This window comes from Stenotrophomonas maltophilia (assembly GCF_047782825.1).
Taxonomy (GTDB): domain Bacteria; phylum Pseudomonadota; class Gammaproteobacteria; order Xanthomonadales; family Xanthomonadaceae; genus Stenotrophomonas.
Genome location: NZ_CP180589.1, coordinates 4,359,365 through 4,371,894 on the forward strand (window position 1 = coordinate 4,359,365; position 12,530 = coordinate 4,371,894).

Below are 12,530 nucleotides of genomic sequence, written 5' to 3' on the forward strand. Positions count from 1 at the left end.
GGGAGTCCAAGCCATGTCCGCTGCCATCGGTCGCCGCAAGCGCCGCAAGCTGAAATCGGAAATCAACGTCGTTCCGTACATCGACGTCATGCTGGTGCTGCTGATCATCTTCATGGTCACCGCGCCGCTGCTCACCCTCAGCTTTGATGTCGACCTGCCGCAGTCCAACGCCAAGGCGCTGGAAAGCAAGCAGGACCCGGTGATCGTCTCGGTGCGCCAGGACGGCCAGCTGAGCCTGAAGCTGCCCGACGCCAAGGAGCCGACCGCGGTCAGCGCCGAGGAACTGCAGGGCCGCCTGTCCGGCATCGCCGCGCAGGACAAGGATGTGCGCGTGATCGTCGCCGCCGATCGTGCCGTGGCCTATGAAAAGGTCATCGCTGCGATGGATGTCATCAAGCGCGCGAAAGTGGACAAGGTAGGCCTGGCCACCGATGCACGCTGACGCCCTGCCACCGCCGCACAAGCAGGAACCGGGCTGGGGCCTGCCCCTGGCGCTGGCCGTGCTGGTGCACCTGCTGGTCGCGCTGGTCTTCATCGTGGCCTGGCTGTGGTCGCCGGAGCGCAATACCGACGCCGCCGCCGGCGACCCATCGGTCGAGGCCAGCCTGACGCTGTCCGCCTCTGAAGCGGCCGCCGCGCGCCAGGCCCTGCGCCAGTCGGAAAAGCTGGAAGACCTGCCCGAACCGGTTGCCGAACCGGTGCCGGTGCCCGAAGACACCATCCCGCCGCCGCAGCCGATCGAGGAACCGCGCCCGCAGGACGCGCCCACCCCGCAGCAGCAACAGGCGCAGGAGCGCGTGGCCCAGCCGGACACCAAGGACCAGGAAGCGGCCAATGCCCTGGCCATTTCCCAGGAAAAGGCCAAGCAGGAGCAGGAAGCCAAGCGCCGCCAGGAACAGATCGACCTGACCGAACGCAAGCGCCAGGAAGAGGCCGAGCAGAAGCTGCGCCTGGCCAAGCAGCAGGAAGAGGACGCCAAGAAGAAGATCGCCGACCAGCAGAAGGTGGCGGCTGACAAGGCCGAAGCCGACCGGCAGAAGAAGATCGCTGAGATCCGGGCCAAGCGCGAGCAGGCCGAGAAGGAAGCCAAGCTGGCCGAGCAGAAGCTGCGCCAGGTGGCCGCCGCACGCAGTGCCGCAGGCGCCGCCCCCGCCGGCACCAGCGGTGCCGCGCAACCGGCCGCCGGTGGCGGTGGCAACAGCGATGACCTGTCGGCCAAGTACGCTGCGGCCATCCAGGCCAAGGTGCTGGCGTCGTGGACCCGTCCGGACAGCGTGCCGCTGGGCCAGCGCTGCCAGATCACCATCAACCAGCTGCCCGGTGGCACCGTGCGCAGCGCGACCGTCAGCGGCAACTGCCCCTACGACGAGGCCGGCAGGCGCTCGATCGAAGCGGCCGTGCTCAATGCGCAGCCGCTGCCGTACCGCGGCTTCGAGTCGGTCTTCGCCCGCACGATCAACTTCACCTTTACCGCCCAGGACCACTGAGGCCGGTGGCCGGGCGGCCCCATGGGGCCGCTCCGGCCGAAAGTTGGCTGCGAAGTTAACGGCACGTGAGAGCACGGGCTGGCACTGACCCGGAATTCACGTACCCTTGGTTCATGATTGCGAAGCGGTTCACTTCCGCTTTGCTATCCCTCGTTCCGGTTCCCCCTATTTGAGCGCTCCATGAAGAAGATGCCTCGCTGGCTGGCCGTGTTTGCGGCCCTGTTGCTGCCCTTCGCTGCCGTCGCGCAGCAGAAGGGGCTGGATATCGACATCATCGGCGGCAACGCGTCCGCGCTGCCGATCACCGTCGTGCCGATGCCCTACCAGGGTTCGGCCGGCGCCCCGCAGACCGACGTGGCCGGCGTGGTCCGCGCCGATCTCGAGCGTTCGGGCCAGTTCCGCACCCTGCCGGAAGGGCAGATCGTGGAAAAGCCGACCCGTGGCGGCGAGATCCAGTTCCCGACCTGGCGCGCGCTGAAGCAGAACTACATCGTGGTCGGCCGCGTGATGGACGCCGGCGCCGGCGCCTACCGCGTCGAATACGAACTGTTCGATGTGCCCAAGGGCGAGCGCCTGCTCGGCCTGGCCATGACCGCCCGCGGCAACGCCATGCGTGACGTGGCCCACCAGATGGCCGATGCGATCTACGAAAAGATCACCGGCGTCCGTGGCGCCTTCTGGACCCGCATCGCCTACGTGACCGCCAGCGGCAAGGGCGATGCCATGCGCTATGCGCTGATGGTTGCCGATTCGGACGGCTACAACCCGCAGACCATCGTCCGCTCGGCCGAGCCGCTGCTGTCGCCCTCGTGGAGCCCGGACGGCAGCAAGCTGGCCTACGTCAGCTTCGAGCGCGGCAATTCGGCCATCTACATCCAGAACATCTCCACCGGTGCCCGCGAACTGGTCACCAGCTTCCGCGGCATCAACAGCGCCCCGGCCTTCTCGCCAGACGGCCGCAAGCTGGCGCTGACCCTGTCGCGTTCGGGCAACCCGGAAATCTACGTGATGGACCTGGGCAGCAAGCAGCTGACCCAGCTGACCAACCACTTTGCCATCGATACCGAGCCGACCTGGGCCGCCGATGGCAGCGCGGTGTACTTCACCTCCGACCGTGGCGGCCGCCCGCAGGTCTACAAGGTGGGTGCCGGCGGCGGCAGCGCCGAGCGCGTGACCTTCCAGGGCAACTACAACGCCAAGCCTTCGGTGTCCTATGACGGCAAGAAGATCGTCATGGCGCAGGGTTCGGGCAACAGCTACCGCATCGCGATGATGGACAGCTCGCTGGGTTCGCCGCGCTGGAGCACGCTGTCGCCGGGCTCGCTGGACGAGTCGCCCAGCTTCGCGCCCAACGCCAGCATGGTGCTGTATGCCGCCCGCGAGGGTGGTCGTGGTGTGCTGTATGCCGTCTCGGCCGATGCGCGGGTTCGCCAGCGCCTGGTTCTGGCCGATGGTGATGTGCGCGAACCGGCATGGTCCCCATACCGTACCCAGCGCTAAAAGAGTGTTAATATTTTCACTGTCTTGACCCCTCATCGGCCTAGGAGCCACAAAGGTATTGCCATGAACAAGTCCACCCGCGTTCTGCTTGTTTCCCTGCTGTCCGTGGCCGTCCTGGCCGGTTGCTCGAAGAAGGTGAAGGAAGAAGCCCCGGCTTCGGTCGACACCGGCACCTCGACCACCGCCCCGACCGGTCCGTCCACCTCCGGCCTGTACGGCCCGGGCGACCTGGACACCGACGCCTGCCTGCGTCAGCGCGTTGTCTACTTCGATCTGGACAAGGAAGACGTGAAGCCGGAATTCCAGGCGATCATGGCTTGCCATGCCAAGTACCTGCGTGACCGTCCGTCCTCGCGCATCACCCTGCAGGGCCACACCGACGAGCGCGGTTCGCGCGCGTACAACCAGGCCCTGGGCGAGCGTCGTGGCAACGGCGTCAACTCGGCCCTGCAGGCCAACGGTGGCTCGGCTTCGCAGCTGACCGTCGTGTCCTACGGTGAAGAGCGTCCGGTCTGCACCGAGTCGAACGAGTCCTGCTGGTCGCAGAACCGTCGGGTCGAAATCGTCTACACCGCGCAGTAATCCATGCGTGTTGGCATCTCATTGATGCTGGTCGTTGCGGCAGCCCTCGCGGCTGCCGCACCGGCGCATGCACAGCGACAGAGCCTGGCGGACCGTGTCGGCTCGCTCGAGCAGCAGATGTACAACAACAGTGCCAACCAGGACCTGTTGAATCAGATCAATCAGCTGCGGCAGCAGGTCACCAGCCTGCAGTCGACCATCGAGCAGCTCCAGCACGACAACGCCCAGCTCAAGCAGTCCGCCCAGGATCAGTACCTGGATCTGGACAGCCGACTGAACCGGTTGGAAGGGGGCAATGCCGCCCCGGCCCTGCCGCCCGTTCCGGCAAGCGCGCCGAAGGCCCCTGCGGCCCCGGCCAAGCCCACTGCGGCGGCCACTTCCGAGCGGCCGCCTTCCGTGCACGGCGATCCGGGCAGCCTTGCGGCGACCGGCGACGAGCGCACCTCGTACAACGTCGCCTTCGATTCGCTCAAGGCCGGCAAGTACGATGATTCGGCACAGCTGTTCCTGAGCTTCCTGGAGCTGTACCCGAACGGCGTCTACGCCCCCAATGCGCTGTACTGGCTGGGCGAAAGCTATTACGCCACCCGCAATTTCCCGATGGCCGAGTCCCAGTTCCGTGAACTGCTCTCGCGTTATCCCACCCACGACAAGGCCGCCGGTGGCCTGCTCAAGGTTGGCCTCTCGCAGTACGGCGAGGGCAAGGTCGACCAGGCCCAGCAGACCCTGGAAAGCGTCGTGGCGCAGTACCCTGGCTCGGACGCCGCGCGCACCGCGCAGGATCGCCTGCAGTCCATCCGCCTGGGCAAGCAGATCCGCTGATCCGCCGCCGGGCGTACAATACGTAACCTGTAGAGCCGAGCCCATGCTCGGCTGCTTTCGTTTCCGGCGCTTGCTGATCCGGCCGCCCGCCTGTTGTAGAGCCGAGCCCATGCTCGGCTGTGTTCGTTACCGGCCACGGTAGCCCCCAGCCACGTGTTCCATGAAGAAGTCCCCGCCATGACCGCCGTTTCCCCGTCCGCCGCCGTCGCGACCCCCAGCGAGATCGTGCAGTCGCCGCTGCCCCGGTTGAAGATCACCGAGATCTTCACCTCGCTGCAGGGTGAAGCCGATACCGCCGGCTGGCCGACCGTGTTCGTGCGCCTGACCGGCTGCCCGCTGCGCTGCAACTACTGCGACACGGCCTACGCCTTCCACGGCGGCACCTGGTGGGATATCGACGACATCGTGGCTGAAGTGCTGGCCCAGGGCGTGCGCCATGTCTGCGTGACCGGCGGCGAGCCGCTGGCGCAGAAGCGCTGCCTGGTGCTGCTGCAGAAGCTGTGCGATGCCGGCATGGACGTGTCGCTGGAAACCTCCGGCGCGCTGGATGTCAGCGCGGTCGACCCGCGCGTGTCGCGCGTGGTCGACATCAAGACTCCCGGTTCGGCCGAAGCGGCGCGCAACCGCCTGGAAAACCTGCCGCTGCTGACCGCCCGCGACCAGATCAAGTTCGTCATCTGCAGCCGCGAAGATTACGACTGGGCCAAGGGCATGCTGGTCGAGCACGCGCTGGTGAAGCGTTGCACCGTGTTCTTCTCGCCCAGCAAGGGCGAAATCACCGCGCGCCAGCTGGCCGACTGGATTGTCGAGGACCGCCTGCCGGTGCGCTTCCAGATGCAGCTGCACAAGATTCTGTGGAACGACGAGCCGGGCCGTTGAGCCCGGGTGCCGTTCCCTGATGTAGTTCCGGCGCGGGACAGCGTGCTGGCTTTCCCCACCCAACCGGAAGTTTTACCCATGAAGAAGGCAGTCGTGCTTCTCTCCGGCGGCATGGATTCAGCCGCCGTCATCGCCATGGCCCAGGAACAGGGCTTCGCCGTGCATGCCCTGAGCGTGCGCTATGGCCAGCGCCACACCTCGGAACTTGACGCCGCCGTGCGAGTGGCCAAGGCCCAGGGCGTGATCGCCCACAAGACCGTGGACGTGGACCTGCGCAGCATCGGCGGCTCGGCCCTGACCGATGACATCGACGTGCCCGAAGCGGGTGGCGAGGGCATTCCGGTCACCTACGTGCCGGCGCGCAACACCATCATGCTGTCGCTGGCCCTGGGCTGGGCCGAAGTGCTCGGCGCCAACGACATCTTCTGCGGCGTCAACGCCGTGGACTATTCCGGCTACCCGGATTGCCGCCCCGAGTTCATCGCCGCCTTCCAGGCGCTGGCCAACCTGGCCACCAAATCGGGCGTGGAAGGGGCGGGCATCACCGTGCACGCACCGCTGCAGTTCCTGAGCAAGGCGCAGATCGTCAGTGAAGGCGTGCGCTTGGGTGTGGATTTCGGCCTGACCGTGTCCTGCTACAACGCCGACGCCAACGGTGCCGCCTGTGGCCACTGCGATGCCTGCCGCCTGCGCGCGCAGGGCTTCGCCGACGCCGGCGTAACCGACCCGACGCTGTACGCCTGACGGTAGTGCCGGCCGCTGGCCGGCATTCCCAGTGGGTGCCAACCTTGGTTCGCACGCTTCTGCCTTCCCACCCAGCCATCAAAGTAGGTTAAAATGCCGACCCCGCCGAAAGGCAGGGCATGCACGGGCCGTTAGCTCAGTCGGTAGAGCAGAAGACTTTTAATCTTTTGGTCGATGGTTCGAATCCATCACGGCCCACCAATGTATCAATGACTTAGGCGCCCTTGCGGCGCCTTTTTCATGCCACCGGGAAAATTAAGTGGTTCCACGCTCAAGTGCGTTCCTCCTGCCGGGCGGTTGAACCACCGGCAGTTCATGGTCGTAGCGCTGCCACATCGTTTCGGTAACGTGGCCGCCTGCAGCCTTGTTGTCGCCGTCCGTGATGCCCCGGTGTTTCAGTCCGTGCAGTGCGAAGCGCTCACTCTTGGAGATCACCCCGACGCGAACCGCTTCGGTAATGAGGCGCTGCAAGGCACTGTCGAGGGCGGATTTGGTGATTGGCTCGCCGCCTCGCTCCACCAGTAAGAACCTGTCGCTGGCGCGTAGGGGAACAGGGCGCATACGCGCCTTCCGATTCCAGATGCGGTGGCGCCGCGCCAGCAGCTGCTCCCATGCCTCGATCATCGCTGCGTCCCACTCCGTCACGTTGTCACGCGACCCTTTGCGGCGATTGCTACGCACACCCTCGGCCTGGCGGTGGGCGTCGGTCAGCGTGCAGACCTCGATGCCGCGCAGGCGGACGCTGTAGGCCAGGATCATCACCGGGGCTAGGTAGTCGGGGAAGCTGCCCTTGGCGTTGGACGGGAGCGCGCCGCGTTCGCGTGCGAATGCCAGCACTGCGCGAAACGCTTCCTGCGACGGCATGCGTGCGTTGCCGCGTTCTTGCGCCTGGCGCACGCCTTTGGCCGGGTTTGTCTTGCAGTAGCCCATGCGTACACCCCACGAAAGAGTGAGCCGCAGGTAGCGGTGCAGATGATTGGCCTTGCTGGGGTACGGAGGTAAGGCGGGCTGGGTGCGATTCGCTGGGCGGCCTGCAGCAAACGTCTCCACCAGGCGCTGCACGACCGGCGTTGTGATGCGGTCAATCTGAATAGATCCCAGCGGCGTACCGTCCTTGCGGACGTAGGTGGCCAACACCTCGGCATAGCCCACGCAGTTCTTGCGGGTGCCGGCGGCGAGTTGCTTGAAATCGCTGGATTCGTGGTAGCGGTCGAAGAGGAAGCGCAGCGTGCCGCGCACCCGGCAGGGCCGGGAACGAGGAATGGCTCCTGCGCGGTGGACCATGCGTCGCGCTGACTCATGGGGTCGCCTCGACCTGGTCGGCCTTGGGGTCGATTAGACCCAGCCCCTCCGGCGGGTTCTTGAATTCGACCACGCCGCAGTCGTTCAACTCGAAACCTCGATCAGTCGCTTCCAGCAGGCGGTCATTGCCAGGTGCGCAACGCAAGAGGCCCAAGGCCATCAGCTGCCACACGGGTGCAGCAGTGAAGGTGGCGCCGGCCTCGGCCTGACGGCCTGTATAGCCGCGGGCGCCAACCACCAGTCCGCCATAGCGGATGGTGGACTGCAGGCAAAGCTTCGCCAATGGCGACAGCATCGCCAGTTCAAGAACAGCCATGGTTGGTTTCCTCAGTGGTCGGCCGGGAGCGGCAGTGCGTCCAGCAGATCGGGCTGGTTGCCGCTGTGCTGCATTCTGTGAGCGCGCTGGGCAATTTCCCGGGCGTATGCGGGGCTTGGGGGAAGGTCGGTCGGCCGAGCGCGTGGGAGGCCGCTGGGGCTTGCTACACCGGTCAACTCCGTGTGCCCGGTAAAGGCCGCCGAGCAGATAGGATCGGTGCAGTTGAATGAGTCATGTCGTAGGTGGTCATGACTGAGGTGGCTGGTGCGCTTCACCAAAGGGGAATGGCAGAAGTCGCAACGAAAGATCACCTTCCTGCGGGCGCCGTACGAGGACAAGAGCGATCCTCAGGTCGAGCGGGGATCGATGGTGCCAGCCGTCATCCCTAGCACCACGGCGGCCTTGTGCGCCTCACCGCGACGCCCCTTGTTGCGCCCCAACAGCACCAGCCAAGTAGCGCGCGTGTCGAGGTTGTTCGCACGCGCGAACGCAGCGATGGAGATGCCCCTACGGTCAAGCTCCTCTCGGACCTAGGGTGCTGTTTTTAGGACATGTTTAGACATCCGATGTTCCAAAGTGTGATTATTGTGTACTTGCCCGCAAGATGGTTCGTAAAAAACGAACCATCCAACATGGAGGGTTCGAAAAATGTCACTCGCTGAAGATCCGAAGCTAGGCGTCGGCGCCCGATTGCGTGCCGAGCGCGAGCGGCTGGACCTGAGTCAAGACGCTATGGGCTCACATGCTGGCAAGAACAAGAACACGCAGATGCGGTACGAGACGGGCGTTAACTCGCCCACTGCCGCGTATTTGCATGATGTAGCAGACCTAGGTGTCGACATCGGCTACGTGCTGACGGGGTTTCCTACCGAGCTGAGCGACGAGGAGGGAGAGGTTCTTGCGTACTTTAGAAGTGCGTCGGCCGAGATGCGCTTCGCGATTCGCCTGATGCTGACGACACCGAATGATCTAGCCGCCAAGAACGCCAGTGCTACGGGCGCACCGCTTGTAGGCGGAAGCAACTCTGGCCAGGTTAACGCGGGCCCTGTAACCCAAGGCGATGTGAGCTTCCAAGTAGGATCGCGAAGCAAGGGTAGTCGCAAACCCTCGAATTAAATATTGGACAGCTGATACTGGCTATAGACGACGCTATCGGTCGGCATCAGCGGAATGTAGAGTCAGATGCGACAGCTGACGCCGTCGTTGCCCGCGATTCAAGTTCAACGGAAATGGAAGGCCGAGAAATGAAGGCGCTTTTTGAAGGCTATTACGACCCAGCCGAATCGGACATCCGCGCCCTTTGGGCCGATGCACTGATCGTTCTCGATACAAACGTGCTGCTCAATCTCTATCGCGTTCCTGAGAAAGCGCGCAAGGAGATCATGAATCTGCTTGAATCGCAGAGAGAGCGACTCTGGATTCCATATCAGGTGGCCGCCGAGTTCCAGAGGAATCGTCTGAAAGCCCTCAAGGATGAGTACGACAAAGCGAAGAGTCTTGCTACGACGATCAGCAAGGCGCATGTGGCGTTCAAGCAGGCGATTCAAAGCGTTCAGTTCTCGGAGCGAGGTTCAAGCGCCGAAGTTGATCCTCTAATGAAGAAGATCTCAGACGGAGTGATGGAGCTATCAAAGCTGGCCGATGGACTAGCGCAGAGCTATGTATCACCGAAGGAAGAGGATCCAGTAGCAGAGTTCCTGACCAATCTCCTCGACGGAAAGGTGGGCGGGCGTCCTGGATCGCAGGAGGAGCTCGATGCCTTGTATCGGGATGCTTCTGAGATGTACTCAATTGGCGCTGGACCGGGTCACCTAGATCAGGCTAAAGCCGGCGACAAGTACGTGGCCGATGGACTTATCTACGACAGGCAGTATGGCGACTACGTACTCTGGAGCCAGCTCCTTAACTACTGCAAAGAGACCGAGCCTGCCGGTGTGTTGCTAATCACTTCCGATGTTAAGGAAGATTGGTGGCTGGACACCAAATCCGTATCGGGGCTTCGGCCCCAGCCTGAGTTGGTAATGGACATCCGCAGGCGTGGAGGTGTATCCAGCTTCTGGATGTACACGCTCGTTGATTTCGTGAAGCAATCTCAGAATTACCTGAAATCGGGTGTATCGGACGACACCATCACCGATGTCGAGCAGGTCGACCACTACCGTCCCGTGCGCGCCAGTGAAAATGTGTTCAGCAAATCGCTCGAGCAGTCGCGAGCGTCTGAAGCGAAAATATACAAGAAGCGCCTATTCAACGTGGCTGGAGAGATTGGCGACGCGCTTGGTGCAGGGAAGTACCGAATGCACGATGGAACCACCCTTATTGCAGTGGTTCCAGGGATTCTAGGCGACGGAGAGCGGGAGTACGCCATGCTGGATGTGACGGATTGGCCAAAGGAGTCAGATTCCTTCGTTGGCCTTGAGGACCATATCAGGATGGCTGTGCATGCGGGGCGGATCGCCCAAGGCCTCGTTCTTTACGATGCCGTGATGCCCCCGGACTTTTGGTTGGACAGCGAGTGGGGATGGGCTATCGCCACTCGAGTTGGCAAGAGCTCGCCGAACAAGGTGGATGTCATAGGCGCTAGCAGCAACGATGCGGGCGTTGTGCTCGTGCCCATTTACGATGAGAGGCCCTATCGATTCAGGGGCTAGCCCGTTCCGCCGCCTCTCTCAAGCTCACGTTCAGTGCTGAAGCCGGCGCCGCCATCGATGGTGTGCGTCGCCTTCACCACAAGCCAGTCTGTGCCGTCGATCTCGGGCTTGATGCCCGCGACATTCACCGTCTGACCGGGATAAAGATCGGGACGGCCTAACGCCAACCTGAACAACAATGTCGCTGTACCCCGTGCCAACCGCTGCAGCTCTGCCGTTGCATGTTGCCGCGCCTCGCTCGCGCTGGCGTAGGTTGCCTGCCGACCTTGCCGGCCGCGAGCTTCGACGCCCTAATCACTGATCCGCCGTATGCCAGCGGCGGCGTACACGCCGCCTCGCGGCAGCAGGCGCCGCAAACGAAGTACATGCAAAGTGGGAGCGCCCAGCTGCATGCTGATTTCGTCGGCGACGAGGGCGACCAGCGGTCTCACCTGCCATGGATGCGGCTGTGGCTCGCTGAATGCAGCCGGGTGTTGAAGGATGGTGCACCGGTGCTGCTGTTCACCGATTGGCGGCAGCTGCCGCTGACCACCGATGCGCTGCAGTGTGCCGGCTTCACTTGGCGCGGTGTAGCTGTGTGGGACGAGACGGAAGGCGTGCGTCCTCAGCTGGGGCGCTTCCGCAACCAGGCCGAGTACGTGGTGTGGGGCAGCAAGGGCAACATGCCGCTCGGTCGGCGCGCCCCGGTGCTGCCAGGTGTGATCCGCGAGGGCGCGCGCAAGGCCGACAAGCACCACATGACCGGCAAGCCCACCGATTTCATGCGCCAGCTGGTGCGCATCTGCGAAGATGGTGGTCGAATCCTCGACCCGTTTGCCGGCTCGGGTACGACCTTGGTCGCGGCAGACCTTGAGGGCTATAGCTGGACCGGCATTGAGATGACCGGTCACTACCACGACGTAGCTCGGTCCAGGCTACTAAGCCCCTAGCCGACATGAGTGCGTTTACGAAGGCGGCCCACTGGGCGGCCTTTTCATTGTTGCGAGAATGCCGGGTCTTCCGGAGCCAGTTCGCAGATCCTGTGCAGCAACTTGCCAATCGTCTCCATGTGATGCTCGAACCTTCCCTCGGGCAGACGAACAACGCCCTGAAGTTGATGCGCTGCTCGCGTCAGTGCGACGCTGGACATCACCACGAAAGCGTGGGTGTCGGCATACGACGGCGGCGACCTGTGGGCCATTCGCTCCCCTTGCTGGTGCCTGTAGGCCAACGCGCTGAGGTCGTTATGCGCAAAGCTGCATAGCATCGTGTACTGGGGCAGTAGATCCTGCAGGCCGGCACGTACAAAAGCCTCGGCCTGTTCGAGTCTGTTGCGCCGAAACTCTTCGTGGAGGGGCGCATGCGTTTCTGTCAGGTCATTCAACTGCGATTGGTATTCGACACGCAGGGAATCGGGCAAACCTTCCACGGCGATCACGCGCTCGAATAGACGCTTCGCCCCACCGATCTGGTCATAACGCATGCGCCGGACGTGATCCTCGCTGATGCCCAGCAGGCACAGGTCAGTGAGGGCCTCCAGCATCCCCCTGATATGCACCGCAGCGTGCGTCGTGAGGCCAACCTCAAGGAGTCTCACTGCCGCCTCATGCTGCTCAGCGATGGTCAAGAACAGGGCGCACTGCGGCCGACCGGGCGAGGTAGCCGGCGGGGGTATCTCGCTGATGAATTTCAGAGCCGCGTTGACCTGTTGTACTGCGGCGGCCAGCAGGGTTTGGTGGTCGGGCATGGCGTAGTCCTAGGGTAAGTCGTGGCAAACCATACGGGCGTGCAAGGAGACGAATGGTATCGCCCTTCTGCCCCCCGGCGCGCGCACTCGTCTCCCCGCCACGCCTGCGCACTTCATGGTGTGCTTTTTCTGCATGCCCCGCACAACGGGCCAAGCCACGCCCGCTATGGCTGCACATGGCGTTCGTAGACTTCGATCGGCCCTGCGGAACCCTGCACGGAAGGCCCTTTTTTAGGCCGCCCCAGGGCGCCTGATGGCGTGGTTCAACAGCTGGCCGTTCCTCGATGTGCCCATCGGAACCGGGTAATCAGGTAACCCGAGCGGCGGCGAAAGCCGATGGCCCTACTACCGCAACACTTCTCCGGGTTACCTCCGGGGGCAATTGTGGGTAATTTCTGAAGGCGGGAAAAGTTATGTGGTTGATTTGAAACGACTATTTTCGGCCCATTGGTTACCGTCTTCAAAGGTAACGTGGTTACTCAAAGGTTACCCTATTGTTACCTTGCAAAAATCAACATATA

At 63.4% G+C, this 12,530-nt stretch carries 15 protein-coding genes and 1 tRNA gene; 11 read left to right on the forward strand and 5 right to left on the reverse strand.

What is annotated here, in order from left to right; translation table 11 throughout:
- Positions 1-13 precede the first annotated feature (13 nt).
- The 8 genes from tolR (at position 14) to ACM2ZB_RS20070 (ending at position 6,215) form a co-directional block, all read left to right on the forward strand.
- Positions 14-442, forward strand: coding sequence for a protein TolR (gene tolR / locus ACM2ZB_RS20035; protein WP_313441696.1), 429 nt, complete (start codon positions 14-16; stop codon positions 440-442).
- Positions 432-1,487: a cell envelope integrity protein TolA gene (tolA, locus tag ACM2ZB_RS20040; RefSeq protein ID WP_416056725.1), complete on the forward strand. Its 1,056-nt coding sequence runs from the start codon at positions 432-434 to the stop codon at positions 1,485-1,487. The genes tolR and tolA overlap by 11 nt, the downstream gene beginning before the upstream one ends.
- A gap of 180 nt (positions 1,488-1,667) precedes the next feature.
- Positions 1,668-2,987: a Tol-Pal system beta propeller repeat protein TolB gene (gene tolB / locus ACM2ZB_RS20045; RefSeq protein WP_313441693.1), complete on the forward strand. Its 1,320-nt coding sequence runs from the start codon at positions 1,668-1,670 to the stop codon at positions 2,985-2,987.
- Positions 2,988-3,050: 63 nt separating this feature from the next.
- Positions 3,051-3,569 carry a peptidoglycan-associated lipoprotein Pal gene (gene pal / locus ACM2ZB_RS20050; RefSeq protein ID WP_108766068.1) on the forward strand — a complete coding sequence of 173 codons (519 nt, stop codon included), beginning with the start codon at positions 3,051-3,053 and terminating at the stop codon, positions 3,567-3,569.
- A gap of 3 nt (positions 3,570-3,572) precedes the next feature.
- Complete coding sequence (gene ybgF, locus ACM2ZB_RS20055; RefSeq protein ID WP_313441691.1) at positions 3,573-4,391, forward strand: tol-pal system protein YbgF; 819 nt, start codon at positions 3,573-3,575, stop codon at positions 4,389-4,391.
- A 177-nt stretch (positions 4,392-4,568) separates the two neighbouring features.
- Positions 4,569-5,270 (forward strand): 7-carboxy-7-deazaguanine synthase QueE, encoded by a 702-nt coding sequence (gene queE, locus ACM2ZB_RS20060; protein ID WP_416056726.1) that lies wholly within the window; start codon positions 4,569-4,571, stop codon positions 5,268-5,270.
- Between the two features lie 78 nt (positions 5,271-5,348).
- On the forward strand, positions 5,349-6,014 hold the full coding sequence (gene queC, locus ACM2ZB_RS20065) for a 7-cyano-7-deazaguanine synthase QueC (RefSeq protein ID WP_416056727.1): 666 nt from the start codon (positions 5,349-5,351) through the stop codon (positions 6,012-6,014).
- 125 nt (positions 6,015-6,139) lie between these two features.
- Positions 6,140-6,215: transfer RNA gene (locus tag ACM2ZB_RS20070), tRNA-Lys, on the forward strand.
- A gap of 54 nt (positions 6,216-6,269) precedes the next feature.
- Here the strand turns inward: ACM2ZB_RS20070 and xerC are convergent.
- From xerC to ACM2ZB_RS20090, 4 genes are read right to left on the reverse strand one after another with little or no spacing between them, the layout of a single operon-like run.
- On the reverse strand, positions 6,270-7,298 hold the full coding sequence (gene xerC / locus ACM2ZB_RS20075) for a site-specific integrase (RefSeq protein ID WP_416056728.1): 1,029 nt from the start codon (positions 7,296-7,298) through the stop codon (positions 6,270-6,272).
- A 13-nt stretch (positions 7,299-7,311) separates the two neighbouring features.
- A complete protein-coding gene (locus ACM2ZB_RS20080) occupies positions 7,312-7,632 on the reverse strand; it encodes a hypothetical protein (protein WP_416056729.1) in 321 nt (106 codons plus the stop codon).
- Between the two features lie 11 nt (positions 7,633-7,643).
- Positions 7,644-7,943 (reverse strand): ogr/Delta-like zinc finger family protein, encoded by a 300-nt coding sequence (locus ACM2ZB_RS20085; RefSeq protein WP_416058589.1) that lies wholly within the window; start codon positions 7,941-7,943, stop codon positions 7,644-7,646.
- A 36-nt stretch (positions 7,944-7,979) separates the two neighbouring features.
- Positions 7,980-8,135, reverse strand: a complete 156-nt coding sequence (locus tag ACM2ZB_RS20090; protein ID WP_416058590.1) for a hypothetical protein — start codon at positions 8,133-8,135, stop codon at positions 7,980-7,982.
- Between the two features lie 145 nt (positions 8,136-8,280).
- Here ACM2ZB_RS20090 and ACM2ZB_RS20095 point away from each other — a divergent pair, with 145 nt between their 5' ends.
- The 3 genes from ACM2ZB_RS20095 (at position 8,281) to ACM2ZB_RS20105 (ending at position 11,212) form a co-directional block, all read left to right on the forward strand.
- Positions 8,281-8,748, forward strand: coding sequence for a helix-turn-helix domain-containing protein (locus ACM2ZB_RS20095; RefSeq protein WP_416056730.1), 468 nt, complete (start codon positions 8,281-8,283; stop codon positions 8,746-8,748).
- Positions 8,749-8,876: 128 nt separating this feature from the next.
- The gene (locus ACM2ZB_RS20100; protein WP_416056731.1) at positions 8,877-10,283 is read left to right on the forward strand and encodes a PIN-like domain-containing protein; all 1,407 of its coding nucleotides are present in this window, start codon (positions 8,877-8,879) and stop codon (positions 10,281-10,283) included.
- A gap of 221 nt (positions 10,284-10,504) precedes the next feature.
- Positions 10,505-11,212, forward strand: coding sequence for a DNA-methyltransferase (locus ACM2ZB_RS20105; RefSeq protein ID WP_416056732.1), 708 nt, complete (start codon positions 10,505-10,507; stop codon positions 11,210-11,212).
- A 44-nt stretch (positions 11,213-11,256) separates the two neighbouring features.
- Here ACM2ZB_RS20105 and ACM2ZB_RS20110 read toward each other — a convergent pair whose 3' ends face one another.
- A complete protein-coding gene (locus ACM2ZB_RS20110; protein ID WP_416056733.1) occupies positions 11,257-12,009 on the reverse strand; it encodes a DUF5677 domain-containing protein in 753 nt (250 codons plus the stop codon).
- Positions 12,010-12,530: the final 521 nt, after the last annotated feature.